21 protein-coding genes are annotated in these 22,064 nt (G+C 68.6%); all 21 read left to right on the top strand.

The annotated features are described in order from the left end of the window. Window positions 1-91: 91 nt before the first annotated feature. Window positions 92-1,390 (top strand): homoserine dehydrogenase, encoded by a 1,299-nt coding sequence (locus NMN56_RS25295; RefSeq protein ID WP_274041062.1) that lies wholly within the window; start codon window positions 92-94, stop codon window positions 1,388-1,390. 42 nt (window positions 1,391-1,432) lie between these two features. Next, complete coding sequence (thrC, locus tag NMN56_RS25290) at window positions 1,433-2,548, top strand: threonine synthase (RefSeq protein ID WP_430542699.1); 1,116 nt, start codon at window positions 1,433-1,435, stop codon at window positions 2,546-2,548. 261 nt (window positions 2,549-2,809) lie between these two features. Next, entirely contained in the window at window positions 2,810-3,802 is a 993-nt protein-coding gene (gene thrB, locus NMN56_RS25285; RefSeq protein WP_274040611.1) for a homoserine kinase, read from the top strand. 403 nt (window positions 3,803-4,205) lie between these two features. Next, window positions 4,206-6,323: a transcription termination factor Rho gene (gene rho, locus NMN56_RS25280; RefSeq protein ID WP_274040610.1), complete on the top strand. Its 2,118-nt coding sequence runs from the start codon at window positions 4,206-4,208 to the stop codon at window positions 6,321-6,323. 334 nt (window positions 6,324-6,657) lie between these two features. Next, on the top strand, window positions 6,658-7,884 hold the full coding sequence (locus NMN56_RS25275) for an LCP family protein (protein WP_274040609.1): 1,227 nt from the start codon (window positions 6,658-6,660) through the stop codon (window positions 7,882-7,884). A gap of 120 nt (window positions 7,885-8,004) precedes the next feature. Next, complete coding sequence (gene rpmE / locus NMN56_RS25270; RefSeq protein WP_274040608.1) at window positions 8,005-8,229, top strand: 50S ribosomal protein L31; 225 nt, start codon at window positions 8,005-8,007, stop codon at window positions 8,227-8,229. Window positions 8,230-8,365: 136 nt separating this feature from the next. Beyond that, a complete protein-coding gene (prfA, locus tag NMN56_RS25265; protein ID WP_274041060.1) occupies window positions 8,366-9,436 on the top strand; it encodes a peptide chain release factor 1 in 1,071 nt (356 codons plus the stop codon). Window positions 9,437-9,452: 16 nt separating this feature from the next. After that, window positions 9,453-10,298: a peptide chain release factor N(5)-glutamine methyltransferase gene (gene prmC / locus NMN56_RS25260; protein WP_274040607.1), complete on the top strand. Its 846-nt coding sequence runs from the start codon at window positions 9,453-9,455 to the stop codon at window positions 10,296-10,298. Between the two features lie 151 nt (window positions 10,299-10,449). Further along, window positions 10,450-11,097, top strand: coding sequence for an L-threonylcarbamoyladenylate synthase (locus NMN56_RS25255; protein WP_274040606.1), 648 nt, complete (start codon window positions 10,450-10,452; stop codon window positions 11,095-11,097). Further along, window positions 11,097-11,759, top strand: a complete 663-nt coding sequence (locus tag NMN56_RS25250) for an arsenate reductase/protein-tyrosine-phosphatase family protein (protein ID WP_430542698.1) — start codon at window positions 11,097-11,099, stop codon at window positions 11,757-11,759. The genes NMN56_RS25255 and NMN56_RS25250 overlap by 1 nt, the downstream gene beginning before the upstream one ends. 160 nt (window positions 11,760-11,919) lie before the next feature. Next, complete coding sequence (locus NMN56_RS25245; RefSeq protein WP_274041058.1) at window positions 11,920-13,275, top strand: MraY family glycosyltransferase; 1,356 nt, start codon at window positions 11,920-11,922, stop codon at window positions 13,273-13,275. A 265-nt stretch (window positions 13,276-13,540) separates the two neighbouring features. Continuing rightward, window positions 13,541-14,008 carry a Cg1360 family ATP-synthase-associated protein gene (locus NMN56_RS25240; RefSeq protein WP_274040605.1) on the top strand — a complete coding sequence of 156 codons (468 nt, stop codon included), beginning with the start codon at window positions 13,541-13,543 and terminating at the stop codon, window positions 14,006-14,008. A gap of 246 nt (window positions 14,009-14,254) precedes the next feature. After that, on the top strand, window positions 14,255-15,082 hold the full coding sequence (gene atpB, locus NMN56_RS25235) for a F0F1 ATP synthase subunit A (RefSeq protein WP_274040604.1): 828 nt from the start codon (window positions 14,255-14,257) through the stop codon (window positions 15,080-15,082). 78 nt (window positions 15,083-15,160) lie between these two features. Then, entirely contained in the window at window positions 15,161-15,418 is a 258-nt protein-coding gene (gene atpE / locus NMN56_RS25230) for an ATP synthase F0 subunit C (protein WP_274040603.1), read from the top strand. Between the two features lie 60 nt (window positions 15,419-15,478). Continuing rightward, a complete protein-coding gene (locus NMN56_RS25225) occupies window positions 15,479-16,027 on the top strand; it encodes a F0F1 ATP synthase subunit B (RefSeq protein ID WP_274040602.1) in 549 nt (182 codons plus the stop codon). Further along, window positions 16,024-16,839: a F0F1 ATP synthase subunit delta gene (locus NMN56_RS25220; RefSeq protein ID WP_274040601.1), complete on the top strand. Its 816-nt coding sequence runs from the start codon at window positions 16,024-16,026 to the stop codon at window positions 16,837-16,839. The genes NMN56_RS25225 and NMN56_RS25220 overlap by 4 nt, the downstream gene beginning before the upstream one ends. Before the next feature lie 111 nt (window positions 16,840-16,950). Beyond that, window positions 16,951-18,522 (top strand): F0F1 ATP synthase subunit alpha, encoded by a 1,572-nt coding sequence (gene atpA / locus NMN56_RS25215; RefSeq protein WP_274040600.1) that lies wholly within the window; start codon window positions 16,951-16,953, stop codon window positions 18,520-18,522. A gap of 3 nt (window positions 18,523-18,525) precedes the next feature. Then, complete coding sequence (locus NMN56_RS25210) at window positions 18,526-19,473, top strand: F0F1 ATP synthase subunit gamma (protein WP_274040599.1); 948 nt, start codon at window positions 18,526-18,528, stop codon at window positions 19,471-19,473. A gap of 2 nt (window positions 19,474-19,475) precedes the next feature. After that, window positions 19,476-20,930 carry a F0F1 ATP synthase subunit beta gene (gene atpD / locus NMN56_RS25205; RefSeq protein WP_274040598.1) on the top strand — a complete coding sequence of 485 codons (1,455 nt, stop codon included), beginning with the start codon at window positions 19,476-19,478 and terminating at the stop codon, window positions 20,928-20,930. A gap of 139 nt (window positions 20,931-21,069) precedes the next feature. After that, a complete protein-coding gene (locus tag NMN56_RS25200; protein WP_274040597.1) occupies window positions 21,070-21,453 on the top strand; it encodes a F0F1 ATP synthase subunit epsilon in 384 nt (127 codons plus the stop codon). A gap of 137 nt (window positions 21,454-21,590) precedes the next feature. After that, entirely contained in the window at window positions 21,591-22,049 is a 459-nt protein-coding gene (locus tag NMN56_RS25195) for a DUF2550 domain-containing protein (protein WP_274041057.1), read from the top strand. Window positions 22,050-22,064 lie beyond the last annotated feature (15 nt).

Below are 22,064 nucleotides of genomic sequence, written 5' to 3'. Positions count from 1 at the left end.
ACTGGACCGGGCGTGGGATCTCCCGACCCGTACGTGAGACTTGACACCACGACACGCTTGTGACGAGACATACGGAAGATGAGGTCAGATGATGCGTACGCGTCCGCTGAAGGTGGCGCTGCTGGGCTGTGGGGTTGTCGGCTCAGAGGTGGCGCGCATCATGACGACGCACGCTGACGACCTCGCGCAGCGCATCGGCGCCCCGGTCGAGCTGGCCGGGGTCGCCGTACGCCGTCCCGACAGGGTCCGTGAGGGCATCGACCCGAGCCTCGTCACCACCGACGCCGCCGCGCTCGCGGCGCGCGACGATGTCGATGTCGTGGTCGAGGTCATCGGCGGCATCGAGCCCGCGCGCGCCCTCATCACCTCGGCCTTCGAGCACGGCGCCAGCGTCGTCACGGCCAACAAGGCGCTGCTCGCGGAGGACGGCTCCACCCTCCACGAGGCGGCCGAGAAGCACGGTGCCGACCTCTTCTACGAGGCGGCCGTCGCCGCCGCGATCCCGCTGGTCAGACCGCTGCGCGAGTCGCTCGCCGGCGACAAGGTCAACCGTGTGCTGGGCATCGTGAACGGCACGACCAACTTCATCCTCGACCGGATGGATTCCACCGGCGCCGGTTACAGCGAGGCGCTGGACGAGGCGACGGCGCTCGGCTACGCGGAGGCGGATCCCACGGCGGACGTCGAGGGGTTCGACGCGGCGGCCAAGGCCGCGATCCTCGCCGGGATCGCCTTCCACACGCGCGTACGTCTGGACGACGTGCACCGTGAAGGGCTCTCGGACATCACGGCCGCCGACATCGCCTCGGCGAAGCGCATGGGGTGCGTGGTCAAGCTGCTCGCGATCTGCGAGCGTGCCACCGACGGGCGCTCCGTGACCGCTCGGGTACACCCCGCCATGATCCCGCTCAGTCATCCCCTCGCGTCCGTACGCGAGGCGTACAACGCGGTCTTCGTCGAGTCGGAGGCCGCGGGTCAGCTCATGTTCTACGGTCCCGGCGCCGGGGGAGCGCCCACGGCCTCGGCCGTGCTGGGCGACCTGGTGGCCGCCTGCCGCAACAAGCTGAACGGCGCCAAGGGACCCGGCGAGTCCGCGTACGCGCAGCTGCCGGTGTCGCCCATGGGCGACGTGGTCACCCGCTATCACATCAGCCTGGACGTGGCCGACAAACCGGGTGTCCTCGCCCAGGTGGCCATGGTCTTCGCTGAGCACGGCGTCTCGATCGACACCGTGCGGCAGAAGGGCAAGGAGGGTGCGCACGACGGAGCCTGGCTCGTCGTTGTCACCCACAGGGCCGCCGATGCCGCGCTCAGTGCGACGGTCGAGGCACTGCGTGGCCTCGACACCGTCCGCGGGGTCGCGAGCATCATGCGGGTCGAAGGCGAGTAGGCCAGTAACAGTGAGCAAGGGAGCCAAGGAACAGTGACCGTCATGGAACCTCCGATGTCCCAGATGCCCGGCGTCGCGGCAGGCCCAGTACCCACGGCTGGACGCGCGCAGTGGCGCGGCATCATCGAGGAGTACCGCGACCGCCTCCCGATCGGCGCGGACACCGCTCCCGTCACGCTCCGTGAAGGTGGCACGCCGCTCGTTCCCGCCCAGGTGCTCTCCGAGCTGACCGGCTGCGACGTCCACCTCAAGGTCGAGGGCGCGAACCCCACGGGGTCCTTCAAGGACCGCGGAATGACGATGGCCATCACCAAGGCCAAGGAGAACGGCGCACAGGCCGTCATCTGCGCCTCCACAGGCAACACCTCGGCCTCGGCCGCCGCTTATGCCGTACGGGCCGGAATGGTCTGCGCCGTCCTCGTGCCGCAGGGCAAGATCGCGCTGGGCAAGATGGGCCAGGCGCTGGTGCACGGCGCCGAGATCCTCCAGGTGGAGGGAAACTTCGACGACTGCCTCAGCCTCGCGCGCGGGCTGTCGGAGAAGTACCCCGTGGCGCTGGTGAACTCGGTGAACCCGGTGCGTATCGAGGGCCAGAAGACGGCCGCCTTCGAAATCGTCGACATGCTCGGTGACGCCCCCGACATCCACGTCCTCCCTGTGGGCAACGCGGGCAACATCACGGCCTATTGGAAGGGGTACGGCGAGTACGCCGACGCCGCCATCGCCTCAAGGACCCCGCGTATGTGGGGCTTCCAGGCGTCCGGTGCCGCGCCGATCGTGCGCGGCGAAGCCGTCAAGGACCCGAGCACCATCGCGACCGCCATCCGCATCGGCAACCCGGCCTCCTGGACGCTCGCCGAGCAGGCGCGTGACGAGTCGGGCGGGTTGATCGAAGCGGTGACCGACCGTCAGATCCTGCGCGCCTACCGGCTGTTGGCCGCACAGGAGGGCGTCTTCGTGGAGCCGGCCTCCGCCGCTTCCGTGGCCGGACTGCTCCAGGCGACCGAGGAAGGCAAGGTCGATCCGGGCCAGCGCATCGTCTGCACCGTGACGGGCAACGGCCTCAAGGACCCGGACTGGGCCGTCGCCGGCGCCCCGCAGCCGGTCACCGTACCTGTGGACGCCGACGCAGCGGCCCGGCGCCTCGGTCTCGTCTGACCCGGTGCCGCACCCCGGCGTCGCACGTCAGCGCCGTTTTCTGGGGCAGGAGCACAGGGTGGCTCACGACACGCTTCGTGCGCCTCCTGTGCGCCCTATGTCGCCAGTGAACCCACCTTCGATAGGCTGACTTCTACCCCGACGGTCCACCCCGACTCCCGTACGTCCTCCGTGTGGGGCACGTGGAGCCGTGACCGGTCCGGCTATGCCGCGGTTCGAGGGGTGCTGCCGCAAACAGAAACCAAGGAGAGTCATCGAGAGATGGCCGGTCCCGCGTTCCGCGCCGCCGCCGTCCGTGTGCGCGTCCCTGCCTCCAGCGCCAACCTCGGCCCCGGCTTCGACGCCCTGGGCCTCGCGCTGGGGCTCTACGACGACGTGGTCGTCCGTGTCGCCGACTCCGGGCTGCACGTCGACATCGCGGGCGAGGGCGCCTCCACCCTGCCCCGCGACGAGAACCACCTGCTCGTACGCTCCCTGCGCACCGCCTTCGACCTGCTCGGGGGCCAGCCACGCGGACTGGAGGTCGTGTGCGCCAACCGCATTCCGCACGGGCGCGGCCTCGGTTCCTCCTCGGCGGCGATCTGCGCCGGCGTGGTGGCGGCCCGCGCCGTGACCACGGGCGGTGAGGCCAGGCTCGACGACATGGCGCTGCTGGAGCTGGCCACGGAGATCGAGGGCCACCCCGACAACGTCGCTGCCTGTCTGCTCGGCGGCTTCACGCTCGCCTGGACCGACGCCGGCGCGGGACGCGCCATCAGGATGGACCCCGCCGAGTCCCTCGTCCCAGTGGTCTTCGTACCGGAGAAACCGCTGCTCACACAGACCGCGCGCGGTCTGCTCCCGCGCTCGGTCCCGCACGTCGATGCCGCGTTCAACGCGGGCCGTGCCGCGCTGCTCGTCGAGGCCATGACGCGCCGGCCCGAGCTGCTGCTGGCGGCGACGGAGGACCGGCTGCACCAGGAGTACCGCGCGCCCGCCATGGACGAGAGCGCCGACCTGATCGGACGCCTGCGGGCCGACGGCGTCCCCGCCGTGATCTCCGGCGCCGGTCCCACGGTTCTGGCCCTGGCAGCCGAGGAGGGCGAGGCCGACAAGATGTCCCGGCTCGCGGGTGAGGGATGGACCGCGAACCGGCTCTCCGTCGACGCGGCGGGCGCCAGTGTGCTCCCGCTCAACGCGGGCGGAACAGGACGGCCGGGGGGCACCGAGAGCCCCGGCGGCGCACCGGGAGGCACGGGCAGCGCGCCCCGGTGACAGTCGATTGCCGGTCTTCGAGAGGGGGAATGTTTGTTGGACCCGGTAGTGTTAACCTCAAAGCAGCACTCGCAGTCTCGTGAACCTCACACGGAAGTGCGTGACGGTTCGAAGAGTGCGGTGTTTACGTGTTCCCCTGGCAGGACCAGCAGGGACCACCTCTTCTCCCAGGAGCTTCCCAGACTGCTTGGATCACTACCGGGCAGCGCCGAGCACGCTCCGGAGCCGACGTGAAGGACATCAAAGTCCATGCTTCACGCCGAACCCACGTACTGATCTCCCCGCCATACATCCAGGCGGGACCACCGCCCCGGTCAGGTCCCCGAGCACAGGACTCTAGCCGGACAGCACAACCGGTCGCCGAGCCAGACTGGCCGACGTCCGCTCCAGGGAAGGACCCTTCGTGAGCGACACCACCGATCTGATGGGCGTGAACGCCGATACCGCAGCCGACGGTGCCGCGGCGCCTGCTGCTACGGACGCTTCCGCCTCGACTGCCTCCGGTGCCGCACCCAGGCGTCGGCGCTCCGGCACGGGGCTTGAGGGCATGGTTCTGGCCGAACTCCAGCAGGTCGCCTCCGGCCTCGGCATCAAGGGCACAGCGCGGATGCGCAAGAGCCAGTTGATCGAGGTCATCAAGGAGCGGCAGGCAGGCGGGAGTTCGGAGCAGGCAGCCGCCTCCACGTCCACCGCCGGCGCGCGGGACACCAAGGCCGCAAAGAGCACCAAGTCGTCAGACGACAGCAAGACCGCCAAGAGCGCCGAGAGCAAGGGCGCCGAGAGCGCCGAGGGCGCGGCGGAGACGAAGCCGAAGCGCCGCACCACCTCGCGGAGCCGCACGGGCGAGGGCGAGAACGCGGCGGACGCCCAGCAGCAGATCGAGATCCCGGGACAGCCCGAGGGCGACGAGAAGCCCAAGGAAGGGCGTTCGCGGCGCGCCAAGGCGGAGTCGGCAGCCGACACCGCCGAGGGCCGTACCGATTCCGCACCCGCCAAGCAGGACGTCAAGTCCGGTGGTGACAACGGGAAGTCGGAGGGCGGCAGGCCGGAGAAGGACGCCAAGGGCGGGGCCCAGGGCGACGGCAAGCAGCAGCAGGACCGCCAGTCCAAGCGCGACCGCCAGCGCGACAGGGACCGCGACCGTGACCGCAACCGCAACAAGGGCAACGACGGCGGTGGCGGCGGCCAGCAGGGCCAGAGCCAGGGTCAGGGCCAGGTCGGTGGCGGCGGCCAGCAGGGCCAGGGCGGCGGCAACAACCGCAGGGACGACTTCGACGACGAGAGCGGCGGCCGTCGTGGCCGTCGTGGCCGTTACAGGGACAGGCGCGGCCGTCGTGGCCGCGAAGACTTCGGCGCCGAGCCGCAGGTCGCCGAGGACGACGTCCTCATCCCCGTCGCCGGCATCCTCGACATCCTCGACAACTACGCGTTCGTGCGCACCTCCGGCTACCTGCCGGGCCCGAACGACGTGTACGTCTCGCTCGCCCAGGTCCGTAAGAACGGTCTGCGCAAGGGTGACCACGTCACCGGCGCCGTCCGGCAGCCGCGCGAGGGGGAGCGGCGCGAGAAGTTCAACGCTCTCGTCCGCCTCGACTCGGTCAACGGCATGGCGCCCGAAGGCGGCAAGGGCCGGGCGGAGTTCACCAAGCTCACCCCTCTCTACCCGCAGGAGCGGCTGCGCCTGGAGACCGAGCCGGGTCAGCTCACGACGCGGATCATGGACCTGGTCTCGCCCATCGGCAAGGGGCAGCGCGGTCTGATCGTGGCCCCGCCGAAGACCGGCAAGACCATGATCATGCAGGCCATCGCCAACGCGATCACGCACAACAACCCCGAGTGCCACCTGATGGTCGTCCTCGTCGACGAGCGTCCCGAAGAGGTCACCGACATGCAGCGGTCGGTCAAGGGCGAGGTCATCTCCTCGACCTTCGACCGCCCGGCCGAGGACCACACGACGGTCGCCGAGCTGGCCATCGAGCGGGCCAAGCGGCTGGTGGAGCTGGGGCACGACGTGGTCGTGCTGCTCGACTCGATCACCCGCCTCGGGCGTGCGTACAACCTGGCTGCCCCGGCCTCCGGGCGCATCCTGTCCGGTGGTGTCGACTCGACCGCGCTGTACCCGCCGAAGAAGTTCTTCGGTGCCGCGCGGAACATCGAGGACGGCGGCTCCCTGACGATCGTCGCGACGGCCATGGTGGAGACCGGCTCCCGCATGGACGACGTGATCTTCGAGGAGTTCAAGGGCACGGGCAACATGGAGCTGAAGCTGGAGCGGAAGCTCTCGGACAAGCGGATCTTCCCCGCTGTGGACGTGGACGGCTCCGGCACCCGTAAGGAAGAGATCCTCATGGGCAGCGACGAGCTCCAGATCGTCTGGAAGCTCCGCCGTGTGCTGCACGCTCTTGACCAGCAGCAGGCCATCGAGCTGCTGCTGGACAAGATGAAGCAGACGAAGTCCAACGCCGAGTTCCTGCTCCAGATCCAGAAGACGACGCCGACACCTGGCAACGGACAGGACTGACGTTCGGCGGGCCGTCGGCCCGAGGGCCGGGATCGCCCGTACGGATCACGGCGAGGGCCGCTCCACCACACACGGTGGGGCGGCCCTCGCCGTCTGTTGTGGCTGCTGAGAGCTTGACCACAAGTGATTGCCCGAGGCAACCCGTGTGGTTTCGCCGAGCGCGGGTACGTCGTCGCAGGTAAAACGGGACCGGTAGGGAACAAGGGCCCGTCGGGGCGCCCTCGTCCGCAGTGCGTGGTGGAAGCACCGTTGTGACTCGTTGTGCAACCCTTCCGCGAGACACAGCGTCCACATCGGACAACAGCGCCAATCGGCAGGACCTAGGGAAGTGAAGATGGCGGGCGACAGCAACGAGGGCGATACCGCGGCCGAGCGCCGCGCCCGGGGCATACGTGCCACCGGCCGCCGTCGCAGGCCACGCACGGGGCGTCAGCGCGCGGTGCGCGTGGCTGTGTGGAGCGTCGCGGGCGCCGTCGTACTCGGCGGGACCGGCCTGGGCTTCGTCTACTTCAAGCTGGACGGCAACATCTCCGGCGTCGACATCAACGCGGCGCTCGGCACGGACCGCCCCCAGGACGTACCCAACGGGTCGATGGACCTCCTCGTCCTCGGCTCCGACACCCGCGAGGGCGACAACGCGAAGTACGGCGAGGACCAGGGCGGGGCCCGCTCGGACACGGCGATGATCGTGCACATCAATGAGACGCACGACAAGGCGAGCGTCGTCTCGATACCGCGGGACACGCTCGTGCAGCGTCCGAGCTGCCAGGGCGACGAGAGCGTGGGCAACAGAAAGGTTCCTGCGCAGCGCGCGATGTTCAACAGCGCCTACGAGGTGGGCGGCCCCGCCTGCGCGGTGAAGACGGTGGAGTCCCTCTCGGGGGTCCGTATGGACCACTACCTGGAGGTCGACTTCTCGGGCTTCAAGAAGCTCATCAACACCCTCGGCGGTGTGGAGATGACCACCACCAAGGCGATCAAGGACAAGGACAGCCACCTCGATCTCCAGGCCGGCACCCACACCCTCGACGGCGAGCAGTCCCTCGGGCTCGTACGTACCAGGCACGGCGTCGGGGACGGCAGCGACCTGGGCCGCATCCAGCTGCAGCAGTCGTTCGTGAAGGCCCTGATCGACCAGGTCAACAGCGTCGGCCTGTTCGGCAACCCCAAGCGGCTCTACGACCTCGCCGACACCGCGACCTCGGCGGTCACCACCGACTCCGAGCTGGACTCGGTCGGCGAGCTGACCGGCATGGCCAAGATGCTCAAGGGCATCAAGTCGGACGACATCGAGATGACGACGCTGCCGGTGCGGTACGACCCCGCCGATCCCAACCGCGTCATACCGCTGGAGTCCAAGACCAAGCAGGTCTGGTCCGCGATCAGGCACGACAAGCCGGTTCCGAAATCGGCCACCAAGGGCTCGGCCGGCGATCAGACCGATATAGAAGGCGTTGTCCAGGACAAGGGCGACAAGCCGGGCAAGGGTGGCAAGGGTGACAGGCTCGCTGAGGAGCGGGGAACACGGGAAGAGGCGAAGGGCGGGGACCGTCCGGAATAACCGGCTCGTCCCCCCGGTTTTGGGGGGTGCGGTCACCAGTGGCAAACTGGACCGTCGGCCCCGGTTCACGGTGGACAACCCGTCCCCCGACCCGGTGCTCTCCCGAACCTAGGAGTGACCTTGAAGCGCGAGATCCACCCGGAGTACTACGAGACTCAGGTGAGCTGCACCTGTGGCAACTCGTTCACCACGCGCAGCACGATGTCGGAAGGCCAGATCCGCGCCGACATCTGCTCTGCGTGCCACCCCTTCTACACCGGCAAGCAGAAGATCCTCGACACCGGTGGCCGCGTGGCCCGCTTCGAGGCGCGCTTCGGCAAGGACGCCGGCACGGCCAAGAAGTAGCGACACCGCAGCGCCGGTCCGCGGCTGCCCCCTCCGGGCAGCCCGGCCCGGCGCTCTTTTGGTGTTCCGCGCTCCGGCGTCCCACCTCCCCGGTGAAGGGGAGAGGCGCCACACTTCTTCAGTAAGGATGGCCACGATGTTCGAGGCGGTCGAGGATCTCATCGGCGAGCACGCCGACCTCGAAAAACGGCTCGCCGACCCCGCGATCCACGCGGACCAGGCGGGTGCGCGCAAGCTGAACAAGCGGTACGCCGAGCTGACCCCCATCGTCGCCGCCTACCGTGAATGGAAGCGGACAGGGGACGACATCGGCACGGCGCGTGAACTGGCCTCCGAGGACCCGGAGTTCGCCGACGAGGTCAAGGAGCTGGAGCGGCATCGCGAGGAGCTGACGGAGCGGCTGCGGCTGCTGCTGGTTCCGCGCGACCCCAGCGACGACAAGGACGTCATCCTGGAGATCAAGGCGGGTGAGGGCGGTGACGAGTCCGCGCTCTTCGCCGGTGATCTGCTGCGGATGTATCTGCGCTACGCCGAGCGCCACGGCTGGAAGACCGAGCTGATCGAGTCCAACGAGTCCGACCTCGGCGGCTACAAGGACGTCCAGGTCGCCGTGAAGATGAAGGGCTCGGCCGAGCCGGGCCAGGGGATCTGGGCGCGGCTGAAGTACGAGGGTGGGGTGCACCGCGTGCAGCGGGTGCCCGCGACCGAGTCGCAGGGCCGCATCCACACCTCGGCTGCCGGGGTGCTCGTGCTCCCCGAGGCCGAGGACGTCGATGTCGAGATCAGCCCCAACGATCTGCGGATCGACGTCTACCGCTCCTCGGGACCCGGTGGCCAGTCGGTCAACACCACCGACTCCGCCGTCCGCATCACCCACGAGCCGACCGGCATCGTCGTCTCCTGCCAGAACGAGAAGAGCCAGCTCCAGAACAAGGAACAGGCCCTGCGCATCCTGCGGGCACGGCTGCTGGCCGCCGCACAGGAGGAGGCCGAGCGCGAGGCTTCCGACGCGCGCCGCAGTCAGGTCCGTACGGTCGACAGGTCCGAGCGGGTGCGCACGTACAACTTCCCGGAGAACCGGATCTCCGATCACCGGGTCGGCTTCAAGGCGTACAACCTCGACCAGGTCCTCGACGGTGAGCTCGATCCGGTCATCCAGGCATGCGTGGACGCGGACTCCGCCGCCAAGCTGGCCGCCGCACAGTGAGACGGATGGGGTCAGAGTGAACGTGCTGCTCACCGAGGTGGCGCAGGCCACCCAGCGGCTTGCGGACGCGGGCGTGGCCTCGCCGCGTTTCGACGCGGAGGAGCTGGCCTCCTTCGTGCACGGCGTCAAGCGGGGTGAACTGCACCGCGTGGCCGACGCCGAGTTCGACGCGCGCTACTGGGAGGTCGTGGCGCGTCGCGAGGCCCGCGAGCCACTCCAGCACATCACCGGACGTGCCTTCTTCCGTTACCTCGAACTCCAGGTGGGCCCCGGTGTCTTCACACCGCGGCCCGAGACGGAGTCCGTGGTCGGCTGGGCGATAGACGCGGTACGCGCGATGGATGTCGCCGAACCGCTCATCGTCGACCTGTGCACGGGTTCGGGCGCCATCGCGCTCGCGCTCGCACAGGAGGTGCCGCGCTCCCGTGTGCACGCCGTCGAGCTGGACGACGGCGCGCACGGCTGGGCCCGTAAGAACGTCGAGGGGTCCCGCGTCACGCTGCACCACGGCGACGCGCTCACGGCGCTCTCGGAGCTGGACGGACAGGTCGACCTCGTGATCTCGAATCCGCCCTACATCCCGCTCACCGAGTGGGAGTATGTGGCTCCCGAGGCCCGTGACCACGATCCCGGTATCGCGCTGTTCTCGGGTGAGGACGGTCTCGACACCATCCGCGGTCTGGAGCGCGCCGCACACCGGCTGCTGCGTCCCGGCGGGGTGGTGGTCATCGAGCACGCCGACACCCAGGGCGGCCAGGTGCCGTGGGTCTTCGCGGAGGACCGGGGCTGGGCCGATGCCGCGGATCACCCCGACCTGAACAACCGACCCCGCTTCACCACAGCACGCAGAGAGGTGCCGTAAGTGACTCCGCCGGTCCGTGCCATGGCACGGGGCGGTTTCCCTCCCGGCCCCGTGGGCCGGGACGCGGTCAAGCCCTGACCGCTGCCCGAAGACAGATCGCCATCGTATGAGGAACCGCGGGGCACCCGCAGGCAGTTAAAGGAGGAATCCGGTGGCACGGCGTTACGACTGCACTGACGCGACCGATCGCAAGACCGGACTGCGCGAGGCCGCTTCGGCCGTCCGCCGGGGCGAGCTGGTCGTGCTGCCGACGGACACGGTCTACGGCATCGGGGCCGACGCGTTCAGCGCGGACGCCGTCGGTGACCTGCTGGAGGCCAAAGGCCGCGGCCGTGGCATGCCCTCACCCGTACTCGTCGGCTCTCCCAACACCCTGCACGGGCTCGTCACCGACTTCTCCGAGGCGGCCTGGGAGCTGGTCGACGCGTTCTGGCCGGGTGCGCTCACCCTTGTCGCGCGCCACCAGCCCTCGCTCACCTGGGATCTCGGCGAGACGCACGGCACGGTCGCCGTACGGATGCCGCTGCACCCCGTGGCGATCGAGCTGCTCACCGACTTCGGTCCGATGGCCGTCTCCTCGGCGAACCTGAGCGGGCACCCCGCGCCGCAGGACTGCGACGCGGCGCAGGAGATGCTGGGCGAGTCCGTCGCCGTCTACCTCGACGGCGGGCCAACGCCCGACTCCGTGCCGTCCTCCATCGTCGACGTCACCGGCTCGGCGCCGACGCTGCTGCGTGCCGGCGCCATCAGCGCCGAGGAACTCCGCAAGGTCGTACCGGGCCTGGAGGTGGCCCCGTAGTGACCGCCCCCGAAGGGCGTGGCCCGGCGGAGTCCGGCGGCATAAGCAGCGCCGATGGCGCGTTCCGTATCCTCCACGTCTCTACAGGCAACGTGTGCCGCTCGCCCATCACCGAGCGGCTGACCCGGCACGCTCTCGCGGCCCGGCTCGGCGACCGCCGTACCGGGGGACTCCTCGTGGAGAGCGCCGGCACGTGGGGACACGAGGGTGCGCCCATGGAGGAGAACGCGCTGGCCGTACTGCTCGAACACGGAGCGGACGCCGACGGGTTCACCGGGCGTGAGCTGCTGGACGAGCACGTCATCAGGGCCGACCTCGTACTGACCGCGACGCGCGACCACCGCGCGCAGGTCATCTCCATGGGGCACTCGGCGGGGTTGCGCACCTTCACGCTCAAAGAGTTCACGCGCCTCGTGCGCGCGATAGACCCGGCGACGCTGCCGGCTCCGCGTACGGCGGAGGGCGTGGTCGACCGCGCGCGTGCGCTGGTGCAGGCCGCCGCCGCGCTGCGCGGCTGGCTCCTGGCACCCAGCCCGGAGGCGGACGAGATCTACGACCCCTACGGAGCGCCGATCCCGTACTTCCGTTCCGTCGGCGACGAGATCTCCCGGGCGCTCGACCCGGTGGTCACCGCCTTGACGGGTGTTCCCGCACACACGTAGAACCAGCAGGCAGGAGCACGTGTCTTAGGCTGTGGCCCTGCTTGTCGACGTGTACCGATGTGTATCGATGCACGCTGACGCGTGCTGATGCGTGTGCCGTTCGCGGGGTGCCGGGAATGTGCCCGGTACATCCGATGCCAGCGAGACCCCTGGGGAGCCCGTGCGTGAATATCTGCTGACGCTCTGCGTGACGGCAGCGGTCACCTATCTGCTGACCGGACCCGTGCGGAAGTTCGCCATCGCGGCCGGGGCCATGCCACCGGTACGCGCTCGTGACGTGCACCGGGAGCCGACGCCCCGGCTGGGCGGCATCGCGATGTTCGGCGGCCTGTGCGCCGGCCTGCTCGTGGCCTCCCAACTGACCAACATCGGTGAGCTGTTCACCCTTTCCGACGAACCCAGGGCGCTGCTCTCGGGCGCTGCGCTGATCTGGCTGATCGGTGTGCTGGACGACAAGTGGGGCGTCGACGCGCTGGTCAAGCTCGGCGGGCAGATGATCGCCGCGGGCGTGATGGTGCTCCAGGGGCTGACGATCCTGTGGCTGCCGGTGCCGGGCATCGGCAATGTCTTCCTCACGCCGCTCCAGGGCACGCTGCTGACGGTCGCGCTGGTGGTGGTCACCATCAACGCGGTGAACTTCGTCGACGGGCTCGACGGTCTCGCGGGCGGGATGGTCTGCATCGCGGCTGCGGCGTTCTTCATGTACGCGTACCGGATCTGGTACGGCTACGGCGTCGAGGCCGCGGCCCCCGCCACGCTCTTCGCCGTCGTGCTGATGGGCGCCTGCCTGGGCTTCCTGCCGCACAACATGCACCCCGCGCGGATCTTCATGGGCGACTCGGGCTCGATGCTGATCGGCCTCGTACTCGCCGCGGGCGCCGTGTCGATCACGGGCCAGGTGGACTACGACCTGCTGGTGCAGCACGCCGGCTCCGAGCGCTCGGCCGTGCACGCGATGGTTCCCCTGTACATGCCGCTGCTGCTGCCGCTGAGCATCATCGCCGTGCCCTTCGCCGACCTGGTGCTCGCGATCGTCCGCAGGACCTGGAACGGGCGTTCCCCGTTCGCGGCCGACCGGGGGCATCTGCACCACAGGCTGCTGGAGATCGGGCACTCCCACAGCCGCGCCGTCCTGATCATGTACTTCTGGGCCGCGCTGATCGCCTTCGGCGCCGTGGCCTTCTCGGTACGTTCGTCCAGCCTGGCGATCGTGCTGGCCATCGTTCTGCTCTGCGCCGCCGGGCTGGTGATCCTGCTGCTGCCGCGCTTCACCCCGCGGGTGCCCGGCTGGGCACAGAAGCTGGTGCCGCCCCGGTACCGGCGTCCTGGCGGGGAGTCGGCCGAGCCGGGAGCCGTGACGGCCTCTGAGGAGACCTCCGGGGCCACGGGGGCCGAAGGGGCCGGGGAGCCGGAGGAGGGCGAACGTGAGCCCGCGATGGCCGGTCTGCACGGAGCGACGGCCATCGGTGACCGGCAGCGCTTCTCGCGCCAGAAGCGGATCAACAGCCGCCGGTGACACGGGAGTCGGGGGCAATCCGCCAATACCAGACATACTTCGTGGCCTCGGTCCGGCACGCCCGCGCGTCCCCCGCGTGTGACGACGGGCACACCAAGTAGGTAAAGACCTCATCAAATAGTTTGTGATACCGTTCACGAGACCCGGTGACCCAACCGAAGTACCGCACTCTCGCGGCCTCTTCGGCGGGAGGTTTCGTCCTCAATGCCGGGACTACGCTCGTCATCGACGACAGACGACCCCCGATTTCCCCGGAGCACACCACATGCAGTCGAACGACGCTCGCATGCTGCTGCATTGCGCCGTCCCGACCGCCGTAGCCGGTGTCGTGGCCGCAGTGATCAGCGGCGTGTTCGCAGGCGGTAAGGGAGCGATTGGCGCGGCGTCCGGAGCGCTCGTGGTGATCCTCTTCATGGGCCTGGGTCTTTACGTCCTCCAGCGGACAGCCAAATCCTTTCCGCACCTCTTTCAGGCGATGGGTCTCCTGCTGTACACGACCCAGATCCTGCTTCTCTTCGTGATTCTGGTGGTCTTCAGGGATACGACCCTTTTCGACACCCAGGCCTTTGCCTTCACCCTCCTCGGTGGCACCGTCGTATGGGTGGCAGCGCAGGGCAGGGCGCACATGAAGGCCAAGATCATGTACGTCGAACCCACCTCCGACAGCGGCCACAAGGCCGCGGACGCGACCGAGGGCGGTCAGCAGGCCGCCGCCTCGGGGGCGAATTCGTGACGTGGGTACGAACGAGGACTCGTAGGGGCGGGATAAGCGCTCGTTCGAGCAACTGCTATCGTCCGGTTCCAACTGCGGCGCAGCAGGCGGGGACGGAAGAGTTTCCAACGGTTCCGGTATTCACGGGACGGAACGGACACTCACGCACCCTGATCAGCCGCCGCCCCCGATTCGTAAGACCTAGACCAGTGCCGTTCCGCGGCTGCTCGCCGCGCCGACACAACGAGGTAGCCGTTTTCATGCGCCATGCAGAAGGAGCCCGCGGTGAGTGCTGACCAGATGCTCGCCTTCAAGACCGACTGCCACATCTTTGATGGCTGCGGCTTCGAGGCTCCAGGGCTCCACTCGTTCGTCTTCGAGCCGATGTTCACCGTCGGCGGCATCGGCTTCAACAAGCCGATGTTGCTCGCACTGGTCGGCACGCTCGTCATCGTGTGGTTCTTCTGGGCGGCCTTCAACAGGCCCAAGCTCGTCCCGGGCAAGCTCCAGATGGTGGGTGAAGCCGGCTACGACTTCATCCGCCGCGGAGTGGTCTACGAGACCCTCGGTAAGAAGGAAGGCGAGAAGTACGTCCCCCTCGCGGTGGCCCTCTTCTTCTTCGTGTGGGTGATGAACCTCTGGTCGGTCATCCCGCTCGCCCAGTTCCCGGTGACCTCGATCTTCTCGATCCCGCTCGGCCTGGCGCTGCTCGTCTACGTCATCTGGGTCGGCCTCACCTTTAAGCGCCACGGATTCGTCGGCGCCTTCAAGAACTTCACCGGCTACGACAAGTCGCTCGGCGGCGTCCTGCCGCTCGTCATGGTGATCGAGTTCTTCTCCAACCTCCTGGTGCGGCCCTTCACCCACGCCGTCCGGCTCTTCGCGAACATGTTCGCGGGTCACATGCTGGTGGTCCTGTTCACCATCGCGAGCTGGTACCTGCTGAACGGCATCGGTATCGCCTACTCGGCGGTCTCGTTCCTGATGACCATCCTGATGATCGCCTTCGAGCTGTTCATCCAGGTGATTCAGGCGTACGTCTTCGTCCTCCTGACCTGCACCTACATCCAGGGCGCGCTCGCCGAGGAACACTGAGCAAGCCCCTCCCGCACGACCCCCCGATATGTCCGGTGGCCAACCCCCGCCGGTCCGTACAGAGAAGGAAGTAACGGCATGTCCGCTGCTCTCGAAATGGTCAACCTCGCCGCTGAGACCAAGGGTGTCACCGGCAACCTCGGCTCCGTCGGTTACGGTCTCGCCGCCATCGGCCCCGGCATCGGCGTCGGCATCGTCTTCGGTAACGGCACGCAGGCGCTCGCCCGTCAGCCCGAGGCCGCCGGTCTGATTCGTCAGAACCAGATCCTCGGTTTCGCCTTCTGTGAGGCGCTGGCCCTCATCGGCATCGTCATGGGCTTCGTGTTCCGTAACTGATCGCCCGAGCGAACCGACCCATTTCCCACGGAAGGCACTGACGTGATCGCCTTGGTACACATGGCGGAGACCGAGGTTCCGCAGAACCCGCTCATTCCGCCGATTCCTGAGCTCGTCATCGGCCTGATCGCATTCGCCATCGTCTTCTTCTTCCTCTGGAAGAAGCTCCTCCCGAGCATCAACAAGGTGCTGGAAGAGCGTCGTGAAGCCATTGAGGGCGGCATCGAGAAGGCAGAGGCGGCTCAGCAGGAAGCGTCCGACGTCCTCCAGCAGTACAAGGACCAGCTCGCTGAGGCCCGCCACGAGGCCGCGCGACTGCGTGCCGAGGCTCAGGAGCAGGGCGCCGCGCTCATCGCCGAGATGCGGGCAGAGGGCCAGCGGCAGCGTGAGGAGATCATCGCTGCCGGTCACACCCAGATCGAGGCCGACCGCAGGCAGGCCACGCAGGCTCTGCGCCAGGACGTGGGCAAGCTCGCCACCGACCTGGCCGGCAAGCTCGTCGGCGAGTCCCTGGAGGACCACGCCCGGCAGAGCCGCACGATCGACCGGTTCCTGGACCAGCTGGAATCCGACGCGAATGCGGCTGAGGCCAATGGAGCCGCCCGATGAACGGTGCGAGTCGTGAGGCGCTTGCCGCCGCACGCGACAGCCTGACCGCGCTGACCGACTCCACGTCGGTCGACGCGGCCTCGCTCGCCGACGAGCTCGCCGCCGTGACCACGCTGCTCGATCGCGAGGTCTCGCTGCGCCGGGTCCTCAGCGACCCGGCGCAGGACGGGGGGCGTAAGGCGGAGCTGGCCGGGAGCGTGCTCGCCGGGCAGGTCGGTGGCGCGGCCGTCGACCTGGTCTCCGGCATGGTCCGCTCCCGCTGGTCCTCCCCGCGTGACCTGGTCGACGCGGTCGAGATCCTGGCGGACTGCGCCGATCTCGTCGCCGCCGAGCGGGACGGCTCGCTGGACGATGTCGAGGACGAGCTGTTCCGGTTCGCCCGGACGCTGTCCTCCTCGCCCGAGCTGCGCTCCGCGCTGACCAGCCGTACGGCACAGACCTCGGCGAAGACGGCGCTGCTGCACACGCTGCTGGGGGGCAGGGCCAGGCCCGCCACCGAGCGGCTGGTGACGCGCCTTGTGACGCAGTCACGGGGACGTAGCCTTGAGGCAGGGCTCGATGCCCTGTCCCGGCTGGCGGCCGAGCGCAGGAACCGCTCGGTGGCCGTCGTCACCTCGGCCGTGCCGCTCAGCGACCGGCAGAGGCAGCGGCTCGGCGCCGCGCTCGCCACGATGTACGGCCGTCAGGTGCACCTGAACCTCGACGTGGACCCCGAGGTCCTCGGCGGGATCACGGTGCGTGTCGGTGACGAGGTCATCAACGGTTCCATCGCCGATCGCCTGGACGAGGCGCAGCGGCGGATGGCCGGCTGACGGCACGCGGCTTGCGCCACAGCGCCACACCAACTCAACAAGCACGACAGCGGCCCGAGTTGGGCCGTACGACAAGATTTACGGGCCCAACAAGGAGAGCAGGGAACCCAGATGGCGGAGCTCACGATCCGGCCGGATGAGATCCGGGATGCGCTGGAGAACTTTGTCCAGTCGTACACGCCGGACGCGGCCTCGCGGGAAGAGGTCGGTACGGTCAGCGTTGCCGGCGACGGCATCGCGAAGGTCGAGGGGCTGCCCTCGGCCATGGCGAACGAGCTGCTGAAGTTCGAGGACGGCACCCTCGGCCTCGCCCTCAACCTTGAGGAGCGCGAGATCGGTGCCGTGGTCCTCGGCGAGTTCAGCGGCATCGAGGAGGGCCAGCCGGTGCACCGCACCGGTGAGGTCCTGTCGGTCGCGGTCGGCGACGGCTACCTCGGCCGTGTCGTGGACCCGCTGGGTTCCCCGATCGACGGCCTCGGCGACATCGAGTCGGAGGGCCGCCGTGCCCTGGAGCTGCAGGCTCCCTCGGTCATGGACCGCAAGTCCGTGCACGAGCCGATGGAGACGGGCTACAAGGCCGTCGACACCATGACGCCGATCGGCCGCGGCCAGCGTCAGCTCGTCATCGGCGACCGCCAGACCGGCAAGACCGCTCTGTGCGTCGACACGATCATCAACCAGCGCGACAACTGGCGCTCGGGCGACCCGGAGAAGCAGGTCCGCTGCATCTACGTCGCCGTGGGCCAGAAGGGCTCCACCATCGCGTCCGTTCGCGGCGCGCTGGAGGAGGCGGGCGCGCTGGAGTACACGACGATCGTCGCCGCTCCGGCGTCCGACCCGGCCGGCTTCAAGTACATCGCCCCCTACACCGGTTCTGCCATCGGCCAGCACTGGATGTACCAGGGCCAGCATGTGCTGATCGTCTTCGACGACCTCACCAAGCAGGCCGACGCCTACCGCGCCGTTTCCCTGCTGCTGCGCCGTCCGCCGGGCCGCGAGGCCTACCCGGGCGACGTCTTCTACCTGCACTCCCGGCTGCTGGAGCGCTGCGCGAAGCTCTCCGACGACAAGGGCAAGGGCTCGATGACGGGTCTGCCGATCGTCGAGACGAAGGCGAACGACGTCTCGGCGTTCATTCCGACCAACGTCATCTCCATCACCGACGGGCAGTGCTTCCTGGAGTCCGACCTGTTCAACGCGGGCCAGCGCCCGGCGCTGAACGTCGGTATCTCCGTTTCCCGTGTGGGTGGTTCGGCCCAGCACAAGGCCATCAGGCAGATCACGGGTTCGCTCCGTGTGGACCTGGCCCAGTTCCGCGAGCTGGAGGCGTTCGCCGCCTTCGGTTCCGACCTGGACGACGCCTCCAAGGCGGCGCTCGGCCGCGGTCAGCGGATGACCGAGCTGCTGAAGCAGGGGCAGTACGCGCCCTTCTCCACGGAGGACCAGGTCGTCTCGGTCTGGTCGGGCACCAAGGGCAAGATGGACGACGTCCCGGTCGAGGACATCCGCCGCTTCGAGCGCGAGCTGCTGGACTACATGCACCGTGAGAACCAGGGGCTGATGACCAGCATCCGCGAGGGCGGGAAGATGTCGGACGACACCGTTCAGACGCTCGGCGAAGCGGTCGACAGGTTCAAGACCCAGTTCGAGACCGCGGACGGCAAGCTCCTGGGCGAGGGCTGATCCATGGGCGCCCAGATGAGGGTCTACAAGCGGCGGATCAAATCCGTCACTGCGACCAAGAAGATCACTCGGGCAATGGAGATGATCGCCGCCTCGCGCATCGTCAAGGCGCAGCGCAGGGTGGCCGCCTCCGAGCCGTACGCGACGGAGCTGACCCGCGCGGTCACCGCCGTCGCGCAGGGCTCCGACACGAAGCACTGGCTGACCACCGAGGTCGAGCGCCCGACGCGGGCCGCTGTCCTGCTCATCACGAGCGACCGCGGCCTGGCGGGGGGCTACAACTCCAACGCCATCAAGGCGGCGGAGCAGCTCAACAACCGGCTCATCGGTGAGGGCAAGGAGATCGTCAGCTACATCGTCGGCTCCAAGGGTGTGTCCTACTACGGTTTCCGCGGGCGCCCGGTCCAGCAGTCGTGGACGGGCTTCACGGACAACCCGACGTACGCGGACGCCAAGGCCGTCGCCGGTCCCCTGATCGAAGCGATCAAGGAGGACACCGGTGCCAAGGGCGGTGTGGACGAACTGCACATCGTCTACACCGAGTTCCTCTCGATGATGACGCAGACCCCGGTGGACCGCCGGATGCTGCCGCTCACCTTCGAGAAGAGCGCGGAGGACTCGGCGGAGGTGATCGAGGGCGCCATCAAGCGTGGCGGTCCCGAGATCATGCCGCTGTACGACTTCGAACCGTCGGCCGAGGACGTCCTTGACGCCCTGCTGCCCCGGTATGTCGAGTCTCGTATCTACAACGCCCTGCTCCAGGCGGCAGCGTCCAAGCACGCCGCCACGCGCCGGGCGATGAAGTCGGCGACCGACAACGCCGAAGACCTCATCAAGTCGCTGACGCGGCTTGCCAACGCGGCCCGCCAGGCCGACATCACCCAGGAAATCAGCGAGATCGTCGGTGGCGCCGGCGCGCTGGCTGACGCTAACGCGGGGAGTGACCGCTAACCATGACCACCTCAGTTGAGACGGCACCCGCCGCTGGTGTGGCCGCAGGCCGCGTCGCGCGGGTCATCGGCCCGGTCGTCGACGTGGAGTTCCCCGTCGACACCATGCCCGAGATCTACAACGCCCTCCACGTCGAGGTCGCCGACCCGGCGGAGAACGGCAAGAGGAAGATCCTGACCCTTGAGGTCGCCCAGCACCTCGGCGAGGGCCTCGTACGGGCCATCTCCATGGAGCCGACCGACGGTCTGGTCCGCCAGGCCCCGGTGACCGACACCGGCGAGGGCATCACCGTGCCCGTCGGCGATGTCACCAAGGGCAGGGTGTTCAACACCCTCGGCAGGATCCTGAACGAGCCCGAGGCGGAGTCCGAGATCACCGAGCGGTGGTCCATCCACCGCAAGGCCCCGGCCTTCGACCAGCTTGAGTCCAAGACCGAGATGTTCGAGACCGGCCTGAAGGTCGTCGACCTGCTGACCCCGTACGTCAAGGGCGGCAAGATCGGTCTGTTCGGTGGTGCGGGCGTCGGCAAGACCGTCCTCATCCAGGAAATGATCATGCGTGTGGCCAAGCTGCACGAGGGCGTTTCCGTGTTCGCCGGTGTCGGCGAGCGCACGCGTGAGGGCAACGACCTCATCGACGAGATGGCCGAGTCGGGCGTTCTCCCGCAGACCGCGCTGGTCTTCGGGCAGATGGACGAGCCCCCGGGCACCCGTCTCCGGGTCGCGCTGGCCGGTCTGACCATGGCGGAGTACTTCCGCGATGTGCAGAACCAGGATGTGCTGTTCTTCATCGACAACATCTTCCGGTTCACCCAGGCAGGTTCCGAGGTCTCCACCCTGCTCGGCCGTATGCCCTCCGCCGTGGGCTACCAGCCGAACCTGGCGGACGAGATGGGTGTGCTCCAGGAGCGCATCACCTCGACCCGCGGTAACTCGATCACCTCGATGCAGGCGATCTACGTGCCCGCCGACGACCTCACCGACCCGGCCCCGGCCAACGTGTTCGCGCACCTGGACGCGACCACGACGCTGTCGCGTCCGATCTCCGAGAAGGGCATCTACCCGGCGGTCGACCCGCTGGACTCGACGTCCCGGATTCTGGACCCCCGCTTCATCTCGCAGGACCACTACGACTGCGCCGAGCGAGTCAAGGGGATCCTCCAGAAGTACAAGGACCTTCAGGACATCATCTCGATCCTGGGTATCGACGAGCTGTCCGAGGAGGACAAGCTCACGGTTTCCCGTGCCCGGCGCATCGAGCGCTTCCTGTCGCAGAACACCCACGCGGCGAAGCAGTTCACCGGTCTCGACGGCTCCGACGTGCCGCTGGACGAGTCGATCGCGGCCTTCAACGCGATCGCCAACGGTGACTACGACCACTTCCCCGAGCAGGCGTTCTTCATGTGCGGTGGCCTTGACGACCTCAAGGCCAAGGCGAAGGAGCTGGGCGTCTCCTGACGCCGTGCTCCGGCGCGCTTCCGCGCGCGGTCGCGTGCGCGACCGTGCGCGGGAGATGCTCCGCTGCGGGAGCAGATGCGAGTATCTGCTCCCGCGCCGCACCCCTTATCCTTTCCCCATCCCAGTCTGAGGAGCCACAGTGGCTGAGCTGCACGTCGAGTTGGTCGCCGCGGACCGTAAGGTCTGGTCGGGCGAGGCCAGCCTGGTCGTCGCGCGTACCTCGTCGGGTGATATCGGCGTCATGCCCGGCCACCAGCCGCTTCTCGGTGTGCTGGAGTCCGGGCCTGTGACCATCCGTACGACCGGTGAGAGCGGTGACGGCACCATGGTCGCCGCCGTGCACGGCGGTTTCATCTCGTTCGCCGACAACAAGCTCTCGCTGCTCGCGGAGATCGCGGAGCTGAGCGACGAGATCGATGTCGAGCGTGCCGAGCGTGCGCTGGAGCGGGCGAAGTCGGATGCCGACGCGCACGCCGAGCGCCGTGCGGACGTCCGACTGCGCGCGGTGACGTCCGTGCGCTGACGCAGAGAGCGTCGCGACGACACTCAGCCGCGGGTGGTCCTGGAATTCTCCAGGGCCGTCCGCGGCTGAAGGCATACAGGTGCGGTTGAGGGCCCGTGAGCTGACGGGCCCGTGAGAGAGCGAGGAGGTCGGTGAAGATGGTCCTCGCTCTGCTGCTGTGCGGCGCGGTCGTCCTGCTGGTGGCGGCGGGACTCTTCGCCTTCGGCGTGCGCCGTCGGCTCATCCAGCGGTCCGGTGGCACGTTCGACTGCAATCTGCGGTGGGAGGTCTCCGAAGCGGAGGCCACCGAGCCGACGGGTAAAGGGTGGGCCTACGGGATCGCCCGTTACAACGGAGACCGGATCGAATGGTTCCGCGTCTTCTCCTATGCCCCCAGGCCCCGCCACCATCTGGTGCGCGGGGCCATCGATGTTCTGGAGCGCCGCTCGCCGCGCGGCGAGGAGGAGCAGGCCCTGCTGTCCGACGCGATGGTGCTGGCCTGCGCCGTGGGCCCCGACCGTACGCGGATCGAACTGGCGCTCAGCGAGGACGCCTTGACGGGTTTCCTCGCCTGGCTGGAGGCGGCGCCGCCAGGTCAGCGCGTCAACGTGGCCTGAGCCCCTGCCCGCCTG

Source organism: Streptomyces iconiensis, assembly GCF_028657195.3.
Classification (GTDB): domain Bacteria; phylum Actinomycetota; class Actinomycetes; order Streptomycetales; family Streptomycetaceae; genus Streptomyces; species Streptomyces iconiensis.
This window is presented reverse-complemented; position numbering and strand designations above follow the sequence as displayed.